Genomic DNA, 20538 nt, shown 5'->3' on the forward strand with positions numbered 1-20538 from the left:
ACCGCCTCGATCCATCCGCTGCGCATCATACCCGCTGAATGCGGTCGCCCATCGACGACAAACGCGCCATCACGCGCCGGCTCATTTCCGGCAGCGCTGCGATCTCGTCGGCCGCGCCGAGCGCAATCGCTTCGCGCGGCATGCCGAACACGATGCAGCTCGCTTCGTCCTGCGCGAGGGTGTACGCCCCCGCCTTTTTCATCTCCAGCAGCCCGGCGGCGCCGTCGCGACCCATCCCGGTCAGAATCACGCCGACCGCGTTCTTGCCCGCATGCTGCGCGGCCGAACGGAACAGCACGTCGACCGACGGACGATGCCGGTTGACCGGCGGCTCGTCCGACAGATGCGCGATGTAGTTCGCGCCGCTGCGCGCCAGCAACAGATGCGCGTGGCCCGGAGCGATATACGCATGGCCCGGCAGCACGCGCTCGCCGTGCTCAGCTTCTTTAACGGTAATCCGGCACAAACCATTGAGGCGTTGCGCGAAAGATTTCGTAAACCCCGGCGGCATGTGCTGAGCGATCAGCACGGCGGGCGCGTCCGGCGGCAGCGGCACCAGCACCTCGCGGATCGCTTCGGTGCCGCCCGTCGATGCGCCGACGATGATCAGCTTCTCGGTACTGAGCAACGGATTGTTGAAGAGCGGCGCGGCGCCGTCCGGCGCATGCGCGGCGTGTGCGGCATGCGCGGCCGCATGCTGCGCCGGCGCGGCCTGGCGCACGCGCGCACGGGCTGCCGCGCGAATCTTGTCGGCGAGCTTTTCCGAGTAGTCGAGCATGCCGTCGCGAATCCCGACCTTCGGCTTGGTGACGAAATCGACCGCGCCCAGTTCCAGCGCGCGCAGCGTGATTTCGTTGCCGCGCTCGGTCAGCGACGATACCATCACGACCGGCATCGGCCGCAAACGCATCAGCTTCTCGAGGAAGTCGAGCCCGTCCATGCGTGGCATTTCGACGTCGAGCGTCAGCACGTCCGGGTTGTGCTGCTTGATGAGTTCGCGCGCGACCAACGGGTCGGGTGCGGTCGCGACGACGGTCATGTCCGGCTGGCTGTTGATGATTTCGGTCATCAGGCTGCGGATCAGCGCCGAATCGTCGACGCACAGTACTTTGATCTTTTGCACAGCGCTCACGCCTCCTCTGTGGTTCTGGCGTTGTTTGAATTAATCGGTCGCGGGCTCGCGCCGAACAGCTCGATGCGCGGGCGCGCGGCGGCCGGCGCCGCGAACAGCTCGACGCGCTTGCGCGCCGCCGCGAGCCGTTCGGCGCGGGCTTCGGGGGTCTGCCGCACGAGCGCGCGTTCGCGTTCGGCGACGCCTGCTTCCTGCTGCACGCGCAGTTTCTTCACCATCACCTGGCCGGTGCGCGGCATGAAGGCAACCTTGCGCGGATGCGAGCCTTGCAAATCCTCGGCGACGATGCGGATTTTTTCGGTCGCCAGATAGCGGCGCACGAATTCCGAATTACGGTCGCCGATGTTCATCGTCGTCATGCCCGCGAGCACCGCGCCGCCGCCGAACACCTTCGCTTCGAAGCGCTCGCGCCGCCCGCCCGCCTTGATCAGTTCGTTGATCAGCACTTCCATCGCGTACGCGCCGTAGCGCATCGAATCCGATGCGGCTTGCGCAACGTCCGCGCCGTCGTCGGGCAGCATGAAGTGATTCATCCCGCCGATGCCCGCCGTGCGATCCTGGATGCAGGCCGCGACGCACGAACCGAGCACGGTGACGAGCACCATGTCTTCTCCGGTGGTGTAGAACTCGTTCGGCAACAGCTTCACGCCGGGGCGCTGGAAGTGGTTGTCGTAATACAGATTCGATGCGATCGGCAGGGCGCTGCTCATGCTGCCACCCCGCTCGCCGAGTGGTGCGCGGTGTTACCCGTTGCGCTCGTCGTGCGTGACGCAGGGCGGGCGCCGCCCGCGTCGCGTGTCAATTCGTAGACGGTCTGGCCGCGCAGCTTGAATGCCTGCGTCACGTACGTGAAGTTTTCCGAGTGCCCGGCGAACAGCAGGCCGCCCGCTTTCATCAGCGGCTCGAAGCGCGCGAGGACTTGCGCCTGGGTCGGTTTGTCGAAATAGATCATCACGTTGCGGCAGAAGATCGCGTCGAACTGCGAGCGCAACTGGTAATCGCGGTCGGTCAGGTTCAGTTGTTCGAAACGCACCAGCGCGCGCACTTCCGGGCGCACCTTCACCATTCCCGCATGCGCGCCGGTGCCTTTGAGGAAGAAGCGCTTGAGCCGCTCGGGCGACAGATGCTTCACCTGGTCGAACTGGTACACGCCGGCTTCGGCTTTCGCGAGCACCTGGGTATCGATGTCGGTGGCGAGCACCGACGCCTGGCGCGCGCCGCTTTCGCCGAGCGCTTCGATCAGCGTCATCGCGATCGAATACGGCTCTTCACCGGTCGACGCCGCCGAGCACCACACGGAAACCGGCTGTGCGCGACCCGGCACGAAGTCGGCGAGAATCGGAAAGTGATGCGCTTCGCGGAAGAACGCCGTGAGATTGGTGGTCAGCGCATTGGTGAACGCTTCCCACTCGGCAGGATCGTTTTCCGCTTCGAGCAGATCGAGATATTGCTTGAAGGTGTCGAGGCCGCGCGCGCGCAAGCGGCGCGCGAGGCGGCTGTACGCCATGTCGCGTTTGTGATCCGACAGCGAAATGCCCGCGCTGCGGTGAATCAGTTCGCGGATGCGAGCGAAATCCGCCGACGTGAATTCGAAGTCTCGTGCCTGTTCGCTCGACCTGCCCGACTCCGCCCGATCGGGCGTGACCCGTTCGGGACTCGCCCGTCCTGGTCGTTGCTGTGCGCGCGTTGCCATCATGTCAATTCCTGCCTGCGATACGAGCCATTCCGCTTGCCGCCCGATGAAAACGTCAGGGCGGAAACGGTTGTGTTCGCGGGGTCGCGCCCGCCCGCGAGTTTTGCCAACACGCAGTCGGCCCGCGACACGCTGAACCAGCGTGCTTCGATGATTCGCCCATCAACGGACGAGATGCCGAATGACTGCATGTCTTTGTGCCACGTCCTAAAACGTTTCCCAATCCGCGTCCGCGCCTGCCGCGGCAGGCCTTGCCGGAGCCGGACGTGCAGCGGCGCGGGCCGTCGTCTTCGGCTTGAGCGCCGGTTCGGCGCGTGCGCCTGCGTCGTGGTTCGCTGAAGCCTGCGCGGGGTTCGCTGCCGATGCCGCAGTGCCTGCGCTTGCCGAGCTTGCCGCGTTTGCAACGCTTGATGCCGCCGGATGCGCCGCGCCATTCGCCGACGACGCTTGCGCCACGGCTTTACCCGACTGCGAGCCGACGCCGCCGTTCACACGCGCTGCCGCTTGCGGACGCACCGCCGCAGCGCCGCCGCGCGTCTGGCCGCCGGCCACCTTCCAGCCGTTCACCACCGCCTGCAGCTGACGCGTCTGGTCTTCGAGCGACGCGGCGGCCGCCGCCGCCTGCTCAACGAGCGCCGCGTTCTGCTGCGTGACTGCGTCCATCTGCACGACCGCGCGGTTGACCTGCTCGATGCCGCCCGACTGCTCTTCGGACGCCGCGCTGATTTCGCCCATGATGTCGGTCACGCGGCGCACCGCCTGCACGATCTCGTCCATCGTCGTGCCCGCGCGGCCGACCAGCGTCGAGCCGCTTTGCACCTTGTCGACCGAGTCGCCGATCAGTTCCTTGATTTCCTTCGCGGCGCTCGCGCTGCGCTGCGCGAGGCTGCGCACTTCGCCGGCCACCACCGCGAAGCCGCGGCCCTGTTCGCCGGCGCGCGCGGCTTCGACCGCCGCGTTCAGCGCGAGAATATTGGTCTGAAACGCAATGCCTTCGATCACGCCGATGATGTCGACGACCTTGTTCGAGCTGGTCGCGATACCCTGCATCGTCGTGACGACCTGACTCACCACGTCGCCGCCGCGCGTGGCGATGTCGGACGCGTTGACGGCGAGCTGGCTCGCCTGACGCGCGTTCTCGGCGTTCTGCCGGACGGTGCCGGTCAACTGCTCCATGCTCGATGCGGTTTCCTGCAGCGACGCGGCCTGCTGTTCGGTGCGCTGCGACAGATCGGTGTTGCCCATCGCGATTTCGCGCGCGCCGGTGTCGATCGATTCGGCGCTGCCGTGCACCGCCTTCACCATCGTCGACAGGCTCTGCTGCATCCGCTTGATGCCATCGAACAGACGGCCGATCTCATTGCGGCTGTACACCTCGATCGTCTCGGACAGATCGCCCGAGGCGATCCGCTCGAAGCAGTCCGTCGCGTCTTTCAGCGGCTGCACGATCAGCCCGCGCAGCGCGAAGCGGATGCCCACCACCAGCAGCAACGCGAACGCCGTCACCGCGACGATCAGCGTCATCATCAGCGACGCGTTGGTCTGCGCTCTCTCCTGCTGCTGCGTCACGCCTTGCTGCAATGCCTTGACGACCGCCGCCGACGCCGCGTCGTACGCGATGAACATCGGACTGATCTTCGTATCGGCGATCGCGTGATATGCGGCCATGTCGTTCGCGTTCAGCGCCGCGAACTCCGGCTCGACACCCTCGTGCATCACCTCCGTGCGCTTGGCGAGCACGTCGTCGAGCAAGGCCTGATCGATGCCGGGTTTCGGTGCGTCCAGATAGGTCTGCCAGCTCTGGTTGCCCTTCGCGAGCAGTTCCTGCGCGCGGTCGATCGCTTTCTTCGCTTCGTCCGCATTGCCCGCGGCCGACAGCGTGTTGAAGCGGTCCACCGCGAGACGCGAGCGCAACAGGTACGAGGCCGCGTCGTCGAGTGCGTGAATCGCCACCAGATCGCCGCGCGCGATGCGATCGAGCGCCTCGCTCGCGCGATTCAACGCGCTTAGCCCGAGGGCGCCGACCGTCACGGTCAGCGCAACCAGAACGACCGCCACCATCGTCAGCGACGTGCGGATCGACCACCTGTTCAGCATCTTCTCGCTCCCTTACCTATCTCTCTTTTCCGCCTGGCCGTCGTGTTCGCGCTGTGTGCCGCTTAGACGCCAAGCGTTTCGATCAGCGCCATTTCGCGGCTGGTCATCAGCTTTTCGATGTCCATCAGAATCAGCATGCGGCCGTCGACGGTGCCGAGCCCCGTGAGGTACTCGGTCGTGAGCGTCGCGCCGAATTCGGGCGCCGGCATGATCTGATCGGTGGCGAGCGTCAGCACGTCCGACACGCCGTCGACCACCATCCCGACCACGCGATGCGCGACGTTCAGGATGATCACGACCGTCTGATGGTCGTACTCGACGCGGCCCAGATGGAACTTGATGCGCATGTCGACGATCGGCACGATGATGCCGCGCAGATTGATCACGCCCTTGATGAACTCGGGCGCATTGGCGATCCGCGTGACGTTGTCGTAGCCGCGGATTTCCTGCACCTTGAGGATGTCGATGCCGTACTCTTCGGCGCCGAGCGTGAAGACGAGGAATTCCTGACCGCCGGCGTCCGCCTGCTGCGCGTGGCGGCGGCTGCTCGTACCGTTCGCGTTCGCGCCGCTCGAATTGATGGATTGGACTTCTGCCACGTTAGCCCCCAAACGGTTGGGATGAAATAAGTTGAATGAGTGTTGCGAATACTGTGTGCCGTGCGCGTTCCGCGCGCGTCACGGTCATCATGCGAGGCTCATCGCGCCGTGCGCGTTGCGTGTTTCGCGGTTCAGCGCCGCCACGTCCACGATCAGCGCGACACTGCCGTCGCCGAGAATGGTCGCGGCGGAAATGCCGTGCACCTTGCGGTAGTTCGTTTCGAGATTCTTCACGACCACCTGCTGCTGTCCCACCAGCTCGTCGATCAGCATCGCGAAGCGGCGCCCCTCGGTTTGCATGATGGTGACGATGCCTTGCGTGGGCTCCTGCTTCGCGCCTTCGACGTTGAACACTTCGTGCAAGGCGACGAGCGGCAGATATTCGCCGCGCACGCGCACCACGCGCTCGCCGTTGGCCACCGTATAGATGTCCTCGGCTTGGGGCTGGAGCGACTCCATCACGAAGTTCAGCGGCAGAATGAAAATCTCGCTGCCGACCTTCACCGACATGCCGTCGAGAATCGCCAGCGTGAGCGGCAGGACGATTCGCGTGGTGCTGCCCTTGCCGGCGTGCGAGGTGATTTCGACGTGACCCCCCATCGACTGGATGTTGCGCTTCACCACATCCATGCCGACGCCACGGCCCGACACGTCCGTGACCTGCTCCGCCGTCGAGAAGCCCGGCAGGAAGATCAGGTTCCAGACTTCTTCGTCGGTCATGGTTTCGCTGACCTGCATGCCCTGCTTGGCCGCCTTCGCGAGAATCTTGTCGCGGCGCAGACCCGCGCCGTCGTCGCTCACTTCGATGACGATGTTGCCGCCGTGATGCGCCGCCGACAGCACCAGTTGCCCGGTCGAATCCTTGCCCGCCGCGCGCCGCGCCTCCACGGTTTCGATGCCGTGGTCGAGACTGTTGCGCACGAGGTGCGTCAACGGATCGATGATCCGTTCGATGAGGCTCTTGTCGAGTTCGGTCGCCTGACCGAAGGTGACGAGTTCGACCTCCTTGCCGAGTTTCGCCGCCAGATCGCGCACGAGACGCGGGAAGCGGCTGAACACGTAATCCATCGGCATCATGCGGATCGACATCACCGCTTCCTGCAGATCGCGCGCGTTGCGCTCGAGCTGCGCCATGCCGTTGAAGAGGCGATCGTGCAGCGCCGGGTCGAACGTGCTGGTGGTTTCCGCGAGCATTGCCTGCGTGATCACCAGTTCGCCGACCAGGTTGATCAGCTGATCGACCTTTTCGACGCCGACGCGAATCGAGCTGCCTTCGGCGCCTGCTGCCGCAGCCGCCGGACGCGCCGCTTTGCGGTCGTGTTCGGCGGGCGCGGCCGTGCCCGACGGCGCGCTTGCCGCGAGCGCCTGGTTGGACGCCGCGGCTGCCGATGTTGCCGATGCCGCCGGCGCGTCGAACGGCCCTTGCGTCGCCGCCCCGGCGGACGCAGCGTTGCCGCCCGCCGGTGAGGCTGCCAGGTCCGCCTGAACCGCGTGTGCTGCCGGTGTTGCCTGTGCTGCTTGCACCGGGGTCGAGGCGACAGCGTCGGGCGTTCCAGGTTCGCCTTGCTGCATCTCGTCCGCCGGTGCGGTGCCGCGGCCGATCGAGATCTGACTTTCGTCGATCACGAAACAGCACACGGCGATGATGTCGTCGGAGGGTACGTCGGTCGCGAGCCACAGCATCAGATCGCCGCCGCTCTTGACCTGCCCGACGATGTTGCCCAGGTTGCCGAGCTCTTCGGCCAGCAGTTCCTGGTCCTTCTCACCAACGCCCCGTAGCGTAATTTTCAGATGGGGACCGGCATTGTCGGCGCTGCCGCCGACAATGCCTGCCTCCGCGGCTTGCCCGGTCTGTGCCGGTTCGCCGTCAGTCCATTCACCCGCCGCCTCCACCGCCTGTTCGACGACGTGCTCGGGCGGGGTGCCGCGTTGTACTTCTGCTGCTTGTGCTTCGACTTGTGCTGTCGCCACGGCCTGAGGCACCGCGTCGGATGAGGCATGCGCCTCGGCCGGCGCGCCGCCGAAGCGGCTCTCCGCATGCAACTGTTCGAGCTTCGCGCAAATCGCGCGGGCCACTGCCGCGTCCGGTTCGGCGCTCGCGCGATAGTCGGCGAGCTGGCCGGACAGCACGTCCTTGGTTTCGAGGAACGTGTCGATCATGTCCTTGCGCAGCACGAGTTCGTTATTGCGCGCGCGATCGAGCAGCGATTCGAGAATGTGAGTCGTCTCCGTCAGCGCGGTGAAGCCGAAGGTCGCCGCGCCGCCCTTGATCGAATGCGCCGCGCGGAAAATCGCCGCGAGGTCTTCGGGGTCCGGATGGGCGATATCGAGATTGAGCAGCAACTGCTCCATCTGCGCGAGCAGTTCGTCCGCTTCGTCGAAGAAGGTCTGATAGAACTGAGTGATGTCGAGTGTCATGCCTGGGTCACCGCGAGAGTTCCTGTCTGGGCTTGGGCTGCCATGCCGCCGCGCCGAGCGCTTTCTATAACATGTCTAAGGGGGCGCTTACGCCGGATCCGGCTCGTCCAACGCCGCCACCAGTTCGGTCAGCAGATCGGGGTCGAGCGGCTTTTCGATCCAGCCGGTCGCGCCCGCCGCCCGCGCCGCAGCCTTGAACGGCTCGCCCGATTCCGTCGTGAGGACGAGGATGGGCGTCGCCTGGTAAGCGGGGTTGCCGCGCAGCGCGGTAATCAGGTCGAGACCGGTTTTGCCCGGCATATACTGGTCGGTCAGCACGAGGTCGAACGACATCGCGAGGGCGTTTTCCAGCCCTTCGTCGCCGTCTGCCGCGAGCGTGACTTCGTAGCCCGCTGTCGTCAGCGTCGCGGCCAGGATTTGCCGCATCGATGCCGAATCGTCGATTGCCAGGATGTGCCTGATCATTGAAACCTCGCTGCACTTAACGCTTGGGATCGCCTCGCCGTGCGCGCCATCAGGGCGCGTGCTCCGGTGGGGCGACCGCTGTCTGTTACTGGGCCGCCGGCACCACCGCCGGCAACTTCGGTGCAACCGTCACCGGCTGCGCAAGTTTTTGCAGCAGCGGCTTGGAGCCGGCTGCGTCGTCCGACAGGGTGGTCGTGGTGGAGTCGTCATGATTGAGCGCATCCTCCGACTTCCTGTTCAACACGATGATGCTGATGCGGCGGTTTTCCGGGTCCATCGGGTCCGCCTTGTTCAGGTTCTGCGTCGACGCAAGGCCGAGCACGCGCATCACCTTCGCTTCGTCCATGCCGCCGCCGATCAGCTCGCGACGCGACGCATTCGCGCGGTCCGCGGACAGTTCCCAGTTGCTGTAGCCCTTCTCGCCGCCCGCGTACTGCGCGGCGTCGGTATGCCCCTGCACGATGATGCGGTTGGGCACGTCGTTCAGCGTGTGACCGATTTCGCGCAGAATGTCGCGCATGTACGGCTCCACCTGGTCTTTCGCAGTCGCGAACATCGGCCGCTTCTGCGAGTCGACGATCTCGATGCGCAGGCCGGTCAGCGTCGAGTCGATGCGGATTTGCTGCTTGAACTGGCGCAGCACCGGATTCGCTTCGATCGCGGCCATCAGCTTGACCTGCAGATCGTGCAGGCGGACCTGCTCGCGGCGCTCCAGTTCGCCCTGCAACTGCTTCATCGAGTCTTCGTTGTTATGCGAGACAGTCCGCTCGGCGCGGCTGCTCGAGCCGTCGGTGGAGCGCGTCACGCCTTGCGCGTCGGTCGAGATGTCGCGGCCGCCGCCCTTCAGGATGCTCGAATCTTCCGCGCTGCGGTCGCCGCCCCACAGCGTGATCTTCAACGGCTGGTTGAAGTAATCGGCGATGCCCCGCAACTGCACCGTGGACGCCGAACTCAGCAGCCACATCAGCAGGAAAAACGCCATCATCGCGGTCATGAAGTCCGCGTACGCGAGCTTCCACGCGCCGCCGTGGTGGCCGGCTTTCTTCGGCGCGGAGCGCTTGACGACAATGGCGCGGTCTTTGTCCTTGCTCATCGGTTCGGTTCCCGGCGCCCTTTACTTCGCCTTGACGCGGCGCACGTGCTCTTCCAGCTCGGCGAACGACGGGCGTTCGGTCGAGAAGAGCACCTTGCGGCCGAACTCGACGGCGATCGCCGGCGCGTAGCCGTTCAGACTCGCGAGAATCGTCACCTTGATGCACTGGAACATCTTGGTCGACTCGGTCACGCGCTGTTCGGCGACGCTCGCGAGCGGTCCGATCAAGCCGTACGAAAGCAGAATGCCGAGGAAGGTGCCGACCAGCGCCTGAGCGATCATCTCGCCGAGCACCGCGGGCGGCTTGTCGGCCGAGGCCATGGTGTGCACCACGCCCATCACCGCGGCGACGATCCCGAACGCCGGCATCGCGTCGCCGACCTTGTTCAGCGCATGCGCGGGCGCTTCACCTTCCTGGTGATGCGTTTCGATCTCCTCGTCCATCAGGCTTTCGATCTCGAACGCGTTCATGTTGCCGCCCACCATCAGGCGCAGGTAGTCGGTCAGGAACTCGATGATGTGCTTGTCGGCGAGGATCTTCGGGTACTGGGTGAAGATCGGACTCTTGCTCGGATCGTCGATGTCGGCTTCCAGCGTCAGCGTGCCTTCCTTGCGCGCCTTCGCCAGCAGGACGTAGAGGAGCGCCATCAGCTCCATGTAGACGTCCTTGTTGTACTTCGCACCCTTGAAGAGGGTCGGGATGACGCGCACCGTCGCCTTGATGGTCTTCATTCCGTTGCCGAGAATGAACGCGCCGAGACCGGCGCCGACGATCATCAGCACTTCAACGGGCTGCAGCAGCGCGCCGAGATGGCCGCCTTCCAGCGCGTAACCGCCGAAAACGGACAAAAGCGTCACGAGTGTTCCCACGAAAATCAGCACTGCCGAGCCCTCACAAAGAAGCGACGGTGACCGTCGTTAATCTGGTTTACGGCAACGGAGCAGAAAACTTTGACGGAAAAGCGGCTGGCCGCTGCGGTGTAAACCAGAGAGCTGCTCAACCGCCGCGGCAAGCGTGCGCGACGTACGGCGTGAACAGCGGAATGAGGCCGCCCGGCAAGCCCGCCGACGGGCCGTGAAGCCCGCCGCACGGGGCGCCGGGCATGCGAGGCTCGCGGGCCAGCCGTTTGCGGCTCAAGCCTCGACAGCGGCGAGACTTTCGCGGGCCCGGGCGTCGGCGAATTTCTTTGTCTTACCCGCGCGCGACGGCGGCTGACACAGCCCGCACACGAATGCGTGCTGCGGATCGTGCGCATGCGCGACAAAATGCCCCCGGCAGCGGCAGCAGGTGGTCATCTGCAGCATGCCGGAATCGAAGAAGCGCACCAGCGTCCACGCACGCGTGAGGCTGAGCACGGGCTCGTCGTCGTGCAACTGGACGTGTTCCAGATAGAGCCGGTAGCTCTTCACGATCGACTGGATCGTCTGGCACCCGCCGTGGCCGGCCATGAAACGGTAGATGTTGTAGAACAGCGACGAGTGAAAGTTGGGCTGCCAGGTCATGAACCAGTCGGTCGAAAACGGCAGCATGCCCTTGGGCGGCGACACCCCTTTCAGTTCCTTGTACAGCTTGATGAGCCGGTCGCGCGACAGACTGGTTTCCGCCTCCAGCAATTGCAAACGCGCGCCAAGTTCAATCAGTTCGATGGCCAGGGTGATTTCCCTGACTTCGAGTACGACGCTTTTAGTGGCCATCCGCGTGCCATTCCCCTCGCCCGATCGCTTTGTGTGAGAAACGGATCGCCATCAGCCGAGTTGCTCGACCGGCTGGCTTGCCATCAGGATCGCGGAATGCGCCTGGGCCACGGCGCTCGATTTGCCTTTGTCCGCGAGCGCGGACAGAACGGCATGGTCGTCGAAACGGAAACGGCACAGCACCTGATTGGACGCCGCGAGCTTGACGGTCTGCGCCAACGACAGATTGGCGAGCACATCGGCTAGCTGGTCCGAAATCCCCATGCGAAACATGCCCATGGGCTTGTCTTCGCGCAACAGTCGCTGCGCAAGCAGGAGATAAGACAGGTTGACTTCTCTGATCTCATTGAGCATATCGCTTGTCGCGCTCATGATTCCCCCGGGGTATATCTGGCTGGTCAGGCCGTTTACGGAAACGTTTGCTCTAACGCGCGCGCTTAAACCGCACGAATTGGCTCGTTTCTGGTCTTGCGACCATTGTGTCGAAAGGGGGGACGAACGAAAATCGGAGAGACACCCTGCCTGTTTGACGGATTAATCCGTCATTGTTGTAGGAATTTTTCCTACATGGGCGAGTGCGCGGGGAGATGGAATGGAATGAGGCGGCGCCCAGCTTGGGATGCGTGATGCGCCTTGAATTTTTTGCTGAAAGCGACGTGAACTAACCGGTGAGTTCGCGTCGGTTCATGTCCCGCACCTTTGCCACGGTGGAAACCAATTATATGACGTTTTCACGGCTATGCAATGTGACTCGTTTAGAGGCGTCGCCCAAGCGTTCCGGCGCATCAGGCGCGCGAATTGCTAAGGTGCTTTCACCGCTATTCTGCGTTTGCTTATGCGGACCGGATCATACGTCCTGATTATGGGGACGGCCTGCCAGATGAGCTGTAACGCGCGATGTTTCGCGCTGTAACAACATTAAGCGTTTGAAAAATGACTCGAATTAGCGCAGCCGATCCCGATAATGGACGCTAAGGGATTACCCGATGCAGATTCGGAGCACCCCCGGGCGGCGGCATACCGCGCCCACCGTCCGTCTGGCATTCGCTCCTCGCTCTACTCGAGCGCCGCTGTGCGAAGCCGTTGTGAATAGGAGAAACCGCATGCGAATCGCACAAATTGCGCCGCTGTATGAAGCTGTCCCGCCGAAACTCTATGGCGGCACCGAACGTGTCGTGTCGTATCTGACCGAAGCCCTGGTCGACCTCGGCCACGATGTCACGCTGTTTGCGAGCGGCGACTCGGTCACGTCCGCGAATCTCGACGCGTGCTGGCCGCGTGCGCTGCGCCTCGATCCGACGATCCGCGACGCGCTGGCGCCGCACGTCCTGATGATGGAAAAGGTGCGCAAGGTCGCGCATGAATTCGACGTGCTGCACTTTCACCTCGACTACATGCCGTTCCCGCTTTTCACGACGATGGACACGCCATTCGTGACCACGCTGCACGGCCGCCTCGATCTGCCGGAGTTGCAGCCGGTGTTCGATGCGTTTTCGAATGTGCCGGTCGTGTCGATTTCCGATTCGCAGCGTTTGCCGCTGCCGCAGGCCAACTGGCTCAACACGATCTATCACGGCTTGCCGGAACAACTGCTGACGCCGCAAGCGCACAAGAAGCCGGAATACCTCGCGTTCCTCGGCCGTATCTGCCCGGAAAAGCGCGTCGATACAGCTATCAAGATCGCTGCGCAAAGCGGTTTGCCGCTGAAGATCGCCGCCAAGGTGGACAAGGTCGACCAGGAATATTTCAAGCGTGAAATCGAGCCGTTGCTGTCGATGGCGCACGTGGAATTCGTCGGTGAGATCAACGAAGCGCAGAAGCCGGAGTTTCTGTCCGGCGCCAAGGCGCTGTTGTTCCCGATCGACTGGTCGGAGCCGTTCGGCCTCGTGATGATCGAATCGATGGCATGCGGCACGCCGGTGATCGCGTTCAACCGGGGTTCGGTGCCGGAAGTGATCGACCATGGTGTGACGGGCTACATCGTCGAGGACGTGCAAGGGGCAGTGGCCGCGCTGCAGCGTCTCGATGAATTGTCGCGTACCGAAATCCGCGCGCAGTTCGAACGCCGCTTCAGTTCGAAAACGATGGCGCAGAATTATGTCGATGGCTATTCGGCGCTGATCGATGCAACGCGCCGCCCGGTATTGCGTCAGGTTGCCGTAGGCTAACACCCGTGTTTGAAACGGCTGATGCACTTTTGCGTTCAGCCGCTTTGACACCTGATCTGGTCACTTACCTGTCGCGTACATCGCTTTTCCGCACTTTCCGATTTGCCGGTCTTTGCAGGTCAATAGCAAGCAAGTCCGGCACGTGAATCGTTTGCGCAGGCGGAGAAATCTGCGTTATCCCGCTTCCTCCACAGAAAAGCCGCCCCTCAAGGGCGGCTTTTTTAATGCCCGGGATGGGTGCGCTTCCATCCCAAATTAGCGTTCGACAAATAAAACGGGACGCCGATCGACCTTCAATTGGCTTTCGGTCTCGCGACAGCGCGACTCAAACCGCGCCAATCAAAAAGCGCTCGCGATTCTTGCCGACAATCCACTTGGGCGGCTTGCCTCGCCCACTCCACGTATTGCCCGATTTCGGGTCCTGGTATTTCGCCGGCAGCGGCGCCTTCTTGGGCGGGCGTCCGCGCTTGGCGGCAACGGCAAAGCCGAGGTCTTGAGCGGTTAGACCGTATTCAGCGATCTTTTGGCGGATGTCAGCGACCACATTGTCAATTTCAGTGCGCCGCGCTTCTTCTGCTTGTGCCTGCAATTTGGCGATCTGCGCCTTGAGGTCTGCATATTGAGACATTCGGTTCTCCCCTTTTTTAGAACTCATTCGACGGCAGACTAACTGTAATTATAAAAATTCGCAATGGCCAATAATACCGATTTAGGAAGTTTTCCTCTGATAATTATTAACCATTGGTGAATGATAAAACAGCATCTTTATCGACCAATAATCGGTAAAGCAAACGCTCGTCATTGACAATTCTTGACACCCGGTTTGGCGGTCTTTGCCTAGAATTGCGCGGTCAAGGCATGCACCACAGTCAGCCGTGCGTGCTCCGGAAGCATCAATCTTTTTAGGATTACCAATCATGCAGTTGTCAAAGCGCGTTGTTGCGGAGTTGTTCGGCACTTTCTGGCTCGTGCTCGGGGGCTGTGGCAGCGCGGTCCTCGCCGCGAACTTCGCCGGCCCGGTCCACGGTTTGGGCATTGGATTCGTGGGCGTGTCGCTCGCATTCGGCCTGACGGTGCTGACCATGGCTTTTGCGATCGGTCATATTTCCGGCTGCCACCTGAATCCGGCCGTGAGCGTCGGGCTGACCGTCGCCGGCCGTTTTCCGGCTCGCGACCTGGTGCCGTACATCGCCGCGCAAGTGATCGGTGCGATTCTGGGCGCGCTGGTACTGTCGCTGATCGCCTCGGGCAAACCGGGCTTCGACCTCGTTGCCAGCGGTTTCGCCAGTAACGGCTATGGCGAGCGCTCGCCCGGCCACTATTCGCTTGCTGCGGCGTTCATCTGCGAAGTGGTGATGACCGCCTTCTTCCTGTTCGTGATTCTCGGCGCAACCGACAAGCGCGCGCCGGCCGGCTTCGCGCCGATCGCCATCGGCCTGTGCCTGACGCTGATCCACCTGATTTCGATTCCGGTCACCAACACGTCGGTCAATCCGGCGCGCTCCACCGGCCCAGCGCTGTTCGTCGGCGGCGCAGCGGTGGACCAGTTGTGGATGTTCTGGGTCGCGCCGATCCTTGGCGCTGTGATCGCGGGCGTGATCTATCCGTTGATCGCCGAGAGCCGAAGCGGCAATGCGCAGCAAATGGCGCTCGACTGAACGACCAGCTCGTTTATCGACCGAGTCAAAGCGGGCGCTACGGCGCCCGCTTTGTATTGGTGCAAGCGTGACGCGCTGGTTGTCGTCCGGCAGTGGGGGGCCATGACCGCGCTGCTAGAATCGGCCAATTCCCGGCTCGTACAGGTGCTACCGATGATTCGTTCCCGCAGATTCCTGCATCGCGCCGCACTCGTCATCGGCGGTTTGTGCGCTGGCGTGCTCGCGCTACCCTCCGCGCAGGCGGCCGACGGCAACAGCAATATCGAAACGCTGGTGTTCGTGCGACACGGCGAGAAACCCGCCCAAGGCTTCGGTCAGCTCAACTGCCAGGGCCTCAACCGTGCACTGGCCTTGCCGGCGGTGATCGCCGCCAAGTTCGGCAAACCGGATGCGATCTATGCGCCCGACCCCGGCCAGCAAAAAGATGACAACGGCCATCCTTATTACTATATTCGTCCGCTGGCGACGATCGAGCCGACCGCCATTCAATTCCAGATGCCGGTACAAACGCCGTACGGCTTTGCGCAGATCGACCAGCTCGGCACTGCGCTCGTCAATCCGGCCAACCGGAACAAGCTGATCGTCGTGGCGTGGGAGCACAAACTCATCGTGAAGCTATTGCGCCAGATGGTGAGCGCACACGGCGGCAATGCCGCGGACGTTCCAAACTGGGAAAGCGGCGATTTCGACAGTATTTATGTCGTTCGCCTCGACTGGCAAAACGGCACAGCGCGCGCCAGTTTCAAGCGTGACCGCCAGGGGCTGGACGGACGCGCGACCGATTGTCCTTGCGCGGCATTGCCGGGGACGCCCTCGGCAGCGGCATCCGCTGCGGTTTCCACGAATGCGGCAGATTAAATGGGTAATACAGATGTAAGCCGCGATTACGCCTGGCTCGGCCCGAATTGAATCGAGCGCAGTACAGTTCGTAATCCGGCATGGTTCGATAAGCCGAAAACGCTTATTCGGCGGGCTGTCGGGCGAACTGCACCGCATGCGTCATCTAATCCAATGCCGCGTTTCACTCCCCTCAAACACTGCGACGATGCTTTCAGTCCGTAACATCTCGTCGCAGTCCCGTCCGGGCGGAATGCGTACATTGGTCCTGTGCGACAAACATACGTCGCTTCACAGGAGAACAACATGAAACGCATCGTCACTCATTTGCTGGTTGCTGCCGGACTCGCGGCGGGCGTATGCGGTGTCGCGCAAGCGCATACGAATCTGAATATCGGCCTGTCGCTCGGCGCACCGGTTTATGCACAGCCCGCCCGCGTCTATGCGGCGCCGCAGCCGGTGTACTACGGCGGCTGGAATCATCGGTATGACCGCGGCGACTATTACCGCGGCGACCATCGGTATGACCGCGGCTGGGGCCACGACAATCGCCACTGGGGCCACGATAACAGGGACGATCGCCGAGGCGGCTGGCGCGATTGATCTGCGCGCGAGGAACGGCTGAGCATCACTAGCCTTGATTTGGCCTGCCGCGCCGCTGGTAGACAGGCCTCACGCGCGACCCCGGCCCGCATTCACGAAGGTGAATGCGGGCCGAGGTCCATTGGAATCAGGACATCAGCTCGTCGTTGAGTGAGAAGAGCTTGCGCAAGTGGTGCGCGACGCCTGCTTCGAAGTTGTTGCCGATGCGCGGCACGTTCGGCAGACGCGCCATGAGATCGGGATTGGCGTTGTTCATCATGAACGGATGGCCGGCCGTTTCCAGCAAGTCGATGTCGTTCATGTTGTCGCCGAATGCCACGCACTGCGACGCGTCCACGCTAAGCCGCTCGAGCACGATCTGCAACGCGCGTCCCTTCGATACGTTCGATGTCATCACTTCCAGACAGTCCGGCAGCGAGTAAGTCACGTACAGGTCGTCGCCGAATTCGCGTGCGAGATTCTCCGCGACGTGCGCGAGATCGGCAGGCTCGCCGATATAGAGCGCCTTCGCGATATCGACGCCGTCGTGTTTCGGCAGATCGGTAACTTCGTAGGTGAAGCCCGAGTCCTGATGGAATTTCAGCAGATCCGGCGCGTCGCGGTCGATCAGCCACGCCTGGTCGGCGAACAGGTTGACGATCACGCGGCCATGCGCACCGGCGATTTCCGGCTGCACCAAACGTTGGACGATGGCCGGCGGCAGGTCGTCGGCGTGGATCACGGTGTTGTCCGGCGCATGAATGCGCGCGCCGTTCGACGTGATCAGATACGGACTGATGCCCAGCAAGTCGCGGATACCCGCGACGTCACAATAATGGCGCCCCGTTGCGATCACGAACCGCAGCCCATCGCTTTCCAGTTTGCGCACGGTGGCGACGGTGAACGGGTCCACCTGATGGTCGGCGTTGAGCAGCGTGCCGTCGAGATCAGTGGCGATGACTTTGTACATGGTATGAGCGGTCGAGGCAGCGTCGAAGTGCGTATTTTACCGTTACCTGTCGCGCACGCAGGATCGCGGCTGCCATCTCCCGCGACGCTCAGCCGGCAAGACGTACCGCTTCGCGTTGCGCCAGCTGCAATCCACCGTGCGCCGAGTCAGCCAGCGGCTCGCGCAAACGCGCCTGGTAGACCTGCGGCACATACTCGCGCAACGGCGCGCCGAGCCCGCCGCACAGTGCCACCGGCAGGGTTCCCGAGGCGTCCAGCGCGGCAATCATCTTGCCCACTTCGACGCCGGCCTCGCCGAGCCATCGCGCCGCGAACGGATGCGTGCGATGCTCGAACGCAACCGGCGCAAGCTTCGCATAAGCAGTCTGATTGGCTGCGCAGAGCCAGACGACGAGACCGTCGCGGTCCTGCGCTCCGGTGCAGGCAAGCAGCGCCCGCGCGAGGTCGTCGTTGGGCACGCGGCCGTCGAGCACTTGCTGCGCATGTACGATGAGCCGCAGTCCAAGCCACGCGCCGCTCGCTTCGTCGCCCGATGGGTAGCCGTAACCGCTGGCGACGAGAAATTTGCCGTCGGCGGCCAGCGAAGCCGCCACGCTGCCGGTGCCAAGCGCTACGATCACGCCGGGCGAGCCTCCGTGCGCGCCGAGCAGCGTCGTATAAGAATCCTGCTCCACCGCGAGTCCGGCGACCTCCGGCGCTTGCGCACGAAACTCGGCCAGCCAGTCACGATTGTTGACGCCCGCCAACCCGCAGCCGAGCACGCAGCGCGACCAGTCCAAAGTCTTGCCCGCGCGCTTGAATGCTTCGCCGCAGGCGGCCTCGATAGCCTGCCATGCCCGCTCGATGCCGAGCCCCAAACCCGACGGCCCACTTACCGCCTGCGCGAGTTCGCGCCCCTGCGCGTCGCCGAGCACCACGCGCGTACCGGTGCCGCCGCCGTCAATGCCGATCAGAAAGAAGTCCTGGTTCATCGAGTCGATTGAGTTCCGTGAGTGATTAGCGCATAGCGTGGCAGGTCATTTTCAATCCCGCAATCGGCCGAATGGCCAGCTTGCGATGCGCGCCGCTTCAGCTATGCTGGCGGGCGACATCACAACGGGAGCGCGACAGTGACACAGCGATGCAACTGGGTATCGAGCGAAGCGCTCGCACACTACCACGACACCGAATGGGGCGTGCCTTCGCGTGACGATCGGCATCTGTTCGAGATGCTCGTGCTGGAAGGCGCTCAGGCGGGCTTGTCATGGTCGACCATTCTCAACAAGCGGGCCGGTTATCGCCGCGCGTTCGCCGACTTCGATATCGACGAAGTGGCGCGCTTTACGCCGAAACACGTAGATAAGCTGGTGACGGACGAAAGCATCGTGCGTCACCGCGGCAAGATAGAAGCGGCCATCAGCAACGCACGCGCCGTGCAGCAGATTCAGGTCGAGCACGGCTCGCTCGCCAACTTCGTCTGGTCGTTCGTCGACCAGACGCCGATCCAGAACGATTGGACATCGTACAAGCATGCACCCGCGTCGACAGAAGTGTCGGACGCGCTGAGTAAGGGGCTCAAGCGCTACGGCTGCAAGTTCGTCGGCTCGACGATCTGTTACGCGTTCATGCAGGCGGTCGGCATGGTCAACGACCACGAGACGAATTGCATGTGCCGGGCGCGATGCGTCGCGCTCGGCAAGAAGGGGCGTAATCGTAAGGCGGTTTGAGCCGGCCACGGTGGACCGGTACCATCCCCGTTGAGGTCGCGAGGGTCGCTGGTGCCGCGGCTCTAACAAAGGAAAGCCGTTTAGGGAACCCCCGAGCACAGCCGCGTCTCGCGCGGCGTTTGCCCCGCCGGCGCGAGGCCGCAGGGACGGCGACTGCGTGCGGCACCCCGTCAGGACACCCTTCGACAACCTATCCGGCAAAGCCCGACTGCGCTTCCGACGCATCTCGACCGTTATACGGTTTATGAGCGGTGATGAGCGCTGCGGAGGTGACAGCCGCTATCCCGCGCAAGACGCGTCGTGTCGAAAGCGGGAATTGAGGGCATTTCGCCGTGCTCGTCCGGACTTCGCCAACTGGCGCGCGCCGGATACTACTGCTCATGCGCCAAACAACGAATAACCGCTGCGGCACGCGCTGGAGACCAACCATGAAAACGCTTAACTTCCTGACGCACCAGGACATTTTCGATCAGGCCGTGGCCCACCTGTTCGACCAGAAACGTGCCGCGTTGCTGCCGCGCGGCGGCGGGGCCTATCGCGGTTATTGCGGCGGCTGCCCGGTCGGCAGTTTTATCAGGCCGCGCGACTACATGACCGCGATGGAAGGCGTTCCAGTGCGCTTTATCGGCAAAACGCCCAGCGAGATGCCTGCTTACATGGACGTCGGCGTCTGCGCGCTGAAAAAGGCGCTCCAGCGTGCGCGCATCAACGTGTACGACCAGGCCACCGTCGATCTGCTCAGCTGCCTGCAGAACGTGCACGATGTATTCGGCACATGGGAATGGCGCGAACGACTGAGCTCGATTGCCCGTCAGTTCAGTCTGTCCGCCGAGCGGCTGAAGAACGCCGCATAACGGGTGCGAAGGCGTTGGCAAGGCGCAGGCGCGTTTGCCGCCGGACTCACGCGCCCTATCGAACGCCCAAACGGCCGCCCAAAAGCAAAACGGCGATGTGGCTTCTTTCGAAGCTCACACCGCCGTTCGGCGTACGGAAAAGCGTGCTTAGTGCAGCTTTTTCGGCAGCATCTGGCTGCGCAGGCGCTTGTGCAGGCGCTTCACAGCAGCAGCCTTCTTACGCTTACGTGCCGTGGTCGGCTTTTCGTACGATTGGCGCTCACGCAGTTCAGCGATCAGGCCATTCTTTTCGATTGCGCGACGAAAGCGGCGAATTGCCACTTCGAACGGCTCGTTTTCCTTCAGAAGAATCGTCGTCATGTAATTCCTAACTCAATCACTTGATACGGGTTAATTTGCGTGGCGGGAGACCGCTCACGCGCCGGCCCTCCGGTCGTTTCGATTCATGGCCAGTAACAGGCAAACGCGGGGAAACCCCGGCCAAACCACGAATAGAACGAGAGGCAAAGCGGCCACGGAGGCCGGAAAAGAGAGGTGTGTGGAGCTCACCGCGGAACGCGGACAGACGTATA

22 protein-coding genes are annotated in these 20538 nt (G+C 63.1%); 6 read left to right on the plus strand and 16 right to left on the minus strand.

Translation table 11 applies throughout. The annotated features are described in order from the left end of the window. Positions 1 to 25: 25 nt before the first annotated feature. The 12 genes from ACZ9H4_RS22525 to flhD all read right to left on the minus strand — a co-directional run bounded on the left by ACZ9H4_RS22525 (position 26) and on the right by flhD (position 11564). Entirely contained in the window at positions 26 to 1123 is a 1098-nt protein-coding gene (locus ACZ9H4_RS22525) for a protein-glutamate methylesterase/protein-glutamine glutaminase (protein ID WP_408140163.1), read from the minus strand. Positions 1124 to 1128: 5 nt separating this feature from the next. Then, positions 1129 to 1842, minus strand: coding sequence for a chemoreceptor glutamine deamidase CheD (gene cheD / locus ACZ9H4_RS22530; RefSeq protein ID WP_476120941.1), 714 nt, complete (start codon positions 1840 to 1842; stop codon positions 1129 to 1131). Beyond that, positions 1839 to 2828: a CheR family methyltransferase gene (locus tag ACZ9H4_RS22535; RefSeq protein WP_408140160.1), complete on the minus strand. Its 990-nt coding sequence runs from the start codon at positions 2826 to 2828 to the stop codon at positions 1839 to 1841. The genes cheD and ACZ9H4_RS22535 overlap by 4 nt, the downstream gene beginning before the upstream one ends. Continuing rightward, positions 2825 to 3016 carry a hypothetical protein gene (locus tag ACZ9H4_RS22540; RefSeq protein WP_476120943.1) on the minus strand — a complete coding sequence of 64 codons (192 nt, stop codon included), beginning with the start codon at positions 3014 to 3016 and terminating at the stop codon, positions 2825 to 2827. Before ACZ9H4_RS22540 ends, ACZ9H4_RS22535 begins: the two co-directional genes overlap by 4 nt. Before the next feature lie 16 nt (positions 3017 to 3032). Further along, positions 3033 to 4922 carry a methyl-accepting chemotaxis protein gene (locus tag ACZ9H4_RS22545; RefSeq protein WP_476120945.1) on the minus strand — a complete coding sequence of 630 codons (1890 nt, stop codon included), beginning with the start codon at positions 4920 to 4922 and terminating at the stop codon, positions 3033 to 3035. A gap of 62 nt (positions 4923 to 4984) precedes the next feature. Beyond that, entirely contained in the window at positions 4985 to 5521 is a 537-nt protein-coding gene (locus tag ACZ9H4_RS22550) for a chemotaxis protein CheW (RefSeq protein ID WP_168662452.1), read from the minus strand. A gap of 87 nt (positions 5522 to 5608) precedes the next feature. Continuing rightward, entirely contained in the window at positions 5609 to 7939 is a 2331-nt protein-coding gene (gene cheA, locus ACZ9H4_RS22555; protein ID WP_476120948.1) for a chemotaxis protein CheA, read from the minus strand. Between the two features lie 87 nt (positions 7940 to 8026). Then, positions 8027 to 8404 carry a response regulator gene (locus tag ACZ9H4_RS22560; protein WP_408140151.1) on the minus strand — a complete coding sequence of 126 codons (378 nt, stop codon included), beginning with the start codon at positions 8402 to 8404 and terminating at the stop codon, positions 8027 to 8029. Between the two features lie 85 nt (positions 8405 to 8489). Next, the gene (gene motB / locus ACZ9H4_RS22565) at positions 8490 to 9497 is read right to left on the minus strand and encodes a flagellar motor protein MotB (RefSeq protein WP_408140149.1); all 1008 of its coding nucleotides are present in this window, start codon (positions 9495 to 9497) and stop codon (positions 8490 to 8492) included. Between the two features lie 21 nt (positions 9498 to 9518). Then, a complete protein-coding gene (gene motA / locus ACZ9H4_RS22570) occupies positions 9519 to 10379 on the minus strand; it encodes a flagellar motor stator protein MotA (protein ID WP_408140147.1) in 861 nt (286 codons plus the stop codon). Between the two features lie 252 nt (positions 10380 to 10631). Continuing rightward, the gene (gene flhC / locus ACZ9H4_RS22575; RefSeq protein ID WP_408140144.1) at positions 10632 to 11192 is read right to left on the minus strand and encodes a flagellar transcriptional regulator FlhC; all 561 of its coding nucleotides are present in this window, start codon (positions 11190 to 11192) and stop codon (positions 10632 to 10634) included. 51 nt (positions 11193 to 11243) lie between these two features. Then, positions 11244 to 11564, minus strand: coding sequence for a flagellar transcriptional regulator FlhD (gene flhD / locus ACZ9H4_RS22580; RefSeq protein WP_013589958.1), 321 nt, complete (start codon positions 11562 to 11564; stop codon positions 11244 to 11246). 731 nt (positions 11565 to 12295) lie between these two features. Between flhD and ACZ9H4_RS22585 the strand changes: the two genes are divergently transcribed. After that, positions 12296 to 13360 carry a glycosyltransferase family 4 protein gene (locus ACZ9H4_RS22585; RefSeq protein ID WP_121316030.1) on the plus strand — a complete coding sequence of 355 codons (1065 nt, stop codon included), beginning with the start codon at positions 12296 to 12298 and terminating at the stop codon, positions 13358 to 13360. Between the two features lie 325 nt (positions 13361 to 13685). Here the strand turns inward: ACZ9H4_RS22585 and ACZ9H4_RS22590 are convergent, their stop codons facing one another. Beyond that, positions 13686 to 13988, minus strand: coding sequence for an H-NS histone family protein (locus ACZ9H4_RS22590; protein WP_042327140.1), 303 nt, complete (start codon positions 13986 to 13988; stop codon positions 13686 to 13688). A gap of 289 nt (positions 13989 to 14277) precedes the next feature. Here ACZ9H4_RS22590 and aqpZ point away from each other — a divergent pair, with 289 nt between their 5' ends. From aqpZ to ACZ9H4_RS22605, 3 genes are all read left to right on the plus strand, one after another. Beyond that, positions 14278 to 15018: an aquaporin Z gene (gene aqpZ, locus ACZ9H4_RS22595; protein ID WP_408140140.1), complete on the plus strand. Its 741-nt coding sequence runs from the start codon at positions 14278 to 14280 to the stop codon at positions 15016 to 15018. 153 nt (positions 15019 to 15171) lie between these two features. Then, on the plus strand, positions 15172 to 15876 hold the full coding sequence (locus ACZ9H4_RS22600) for a histidine phosphatase family protein (protein ID WP_476121208.1): 705 nt from the start codon (positions 15172 to 15174) through the stop codon (positions 15874 to 15876). 285 nt (positions 15877 to 16161) lie between these two features. Continuing rightward, positions 16162 to 16458, plus strand: coding sequence for a PXPV repeat protein (locus ACZ9H4_RS22605; protein WP_408140137.1), 297 nt, complete (start codon positions 16162 to 16164; stop codon positions 16456 to 16458). A 127-nt stretch (positions 16459 to 16585) separates the two neighbouring features. On the opposite strand, the gene ACZ9H4_RS22610 is transcribed toward ACZ9H4_RS22605, so the two are convergent. Continuing rightward, positions 16586 to 17407, minus strand: a complete 822-nt coding sequence (locus ACZ9H4_RS22610; protein WP_408140134.1) for a Cof-type HAD-IIB family hydrolase — start codon at positions 17405 to 17407, stop codon at positions 16586 to 16588. Positions 17408 to 17495: 88 nt separating this feature from the next. After that, positions 17496 to 18377 carry a glucosamine kinase nucleotide-binding domain-containing protein gene (locus ACZ9H4_RS22615; protein WP_476120954.1) on the minus strand — a complete coding sequence of 294 codons (882 nt, stop codon included), beginning with the start codon at positions 18375 to 18377 and terminating at the stop codon, positions 17496 to 17498. 138 nt (positions 18378 to 18515) lie between these two features. On the opposite strand from ACZ9H4_RS22615, the gene ACZ9H4_RS22620 reads away from it, so the two are divergent. Then, the gene (locus ACZ9H4_RS22620; RefSeq protein ID WP_476120956.1) at positions 18516 to 19112 is read left to right on the plus strand and encodes a DNA-3-methyladenine glycosylase I; all 597 of its coding nucleotides are present in this window, start codon (positions 18516 to 18518) and stop codon (positions 19110 to 19112) included. 428 nt (positions 19113 to 19540) lie between these two features. Continuing rightward, the gene (locus ACZ9H4_RS22625) at positions 19541 to 19966 is read left to right on the plus strand and encodes a hypothetical protein (protein WP_408140129.1); all 426 of its coding nucleotides are present in this window, start codon (positions 19541 to 19543) and stop codon (positions 19964 to 19966) included. 147 nt (positions 19967 to 20113) lie between these two features. Here ACZ9H4_RS22625 and rpsU read toward each other — a convergent pair whose 3' ends face one another. After that, on the minus strand, positions 20114 to 20326 hold the full coding sequence (rpsU, locus tag ACZ9H4_RS22630) for a 30S ribosomal protein S21 (RefSeq protein WP_006050883.1): 213 nt from the start codon (positions 20324 to 20326) through the stop codon (positions 20114 to 20116). Positions 20327 to 20538: the final 212 nt, after the last annotated feature.

The organism is Paraburkholderia sp. TE9906 (genome assembly GCF_056279605.1).

Coding starts and splice junctions, on each gene's coding strand:
- motB (WP_408140149.1), bottom strand. CDS start 9,497: ATGAGCAAGGACAAAGACCGCGCCATTGTCGTCAAGCGCTCCGCGCCG.
- cheD (WP_476120941.1), bottom strand. CDS start 1,842: ATGAGCAGCGCCCTGCCGATCGCATCGAATCTGTATTACGACAACCAC.
- flhC (WP_408140144.1), bottom strand. CDS start 11,192: ATGGCCACTAAAAGCGTCGTACTCGAAGTCAGGGAAATCACCCTGGCC.
- rpsU (WP_006050883.1), bottom strand. CDS start 20,326: ATGACGACGATTCTTCTGAAGGAAAACGAGCCGTTCGAAGTGGCAATT.
- ACZ9H4_RS22610 (WP_408140134.1), bottom strand. CDS start 17,407: ATGTACAAAGTCATCGCCACTGATCTCGACGGCACGCTGCTCAACGCC.
- ACZ9H4_RS22625 (WP_408140129.1), top strand. CDS start 19,541: ATGAAAACGCTTAACTTCCTGACGCACCAGGACATTTTCGATCAGGCC.
- ACZ9H4_RS22600 (WP_476121208.1), top strand. CDS start 15,172: ATGATTCGTTCCCGCAGATTCCTGCATCGCGCCGCACTCGTCATCGGC.
- aqpZ (WP_408140140.1), top strand. CDS start 14,278: ATGCAGTTGTCAAAGCGCGTTGTTGCGGAGTTGTTCGGCACTTTCTGG.
- ACZ9H4_RS22535 (WP_408140160.1), bottom strand. CDS start 2,828: ATGATGGCAACGCGCGCACAGCAACGACCAGGACGGGCGAGTCCCGAA.
- ACZ9H4_RS22605 (WP_408140137.1), top strand. CDS start 16,162: ATGAAACGCATCGTCACTCATTTGCTGGTTGCTGCCGGACTCGCGGCG.
- flhD (WP_013589958.1), bottom strand. CDS start 11,564: ATGAGCGCGACAAGCGATATGCTCAATGAGATCAGAGAAGTCAACCTG.
- ACZ9H4_RS22545 (WP_476120945.1), bottom strand. CDS start 4,922: ATGCTGAACAGGTGGTCGATCCGCACGTCGCTGACGATGGTGGCGGTC.
- ACZ9H4_RS22585 (WP_121316030.1), top strand. CDS start 12,296: ATGCGAATCGCACAAATTGCGCCGCTGTATGAAGCTGTCCCGCCGAAA.
- ACZ9H4_RS22540 (WP_476120943.1), bottom strand. CDS start 3,016: ATGCAGTCATTCGGCATCTCGTCCGTTGATGGGCGAATCATCGAAGCA.
- cheA (WP_476120948.1), bottom strand. CDS start 7,939: ATGACACTCGACATCACTCAGTTCTATCAGACCTTCTTCGACGAAGCG.
- ACZ9H4_RS22590 (WP_042327140.1), bottom strand. CDS start 13,988: ATGTCTCAATATGCAGACCTCAAGGCGCAGATCGCCAAATTGCAGGCA.
- ACZ9H4_RS22615 (WP_476120954.1), bottom strand. CDS start 18,377: ATGAACCAGGACTTCTTTCTGATCGGCATTGACGGCGGCGGCACCGGT.
- ACZ9H4_RS22560 (WP_408140151.1), bottom strand. CDS start 8,404: ATGATCAGGCACATCCTGGCAATCGACGATTCGGCATCGATGCGGCAA.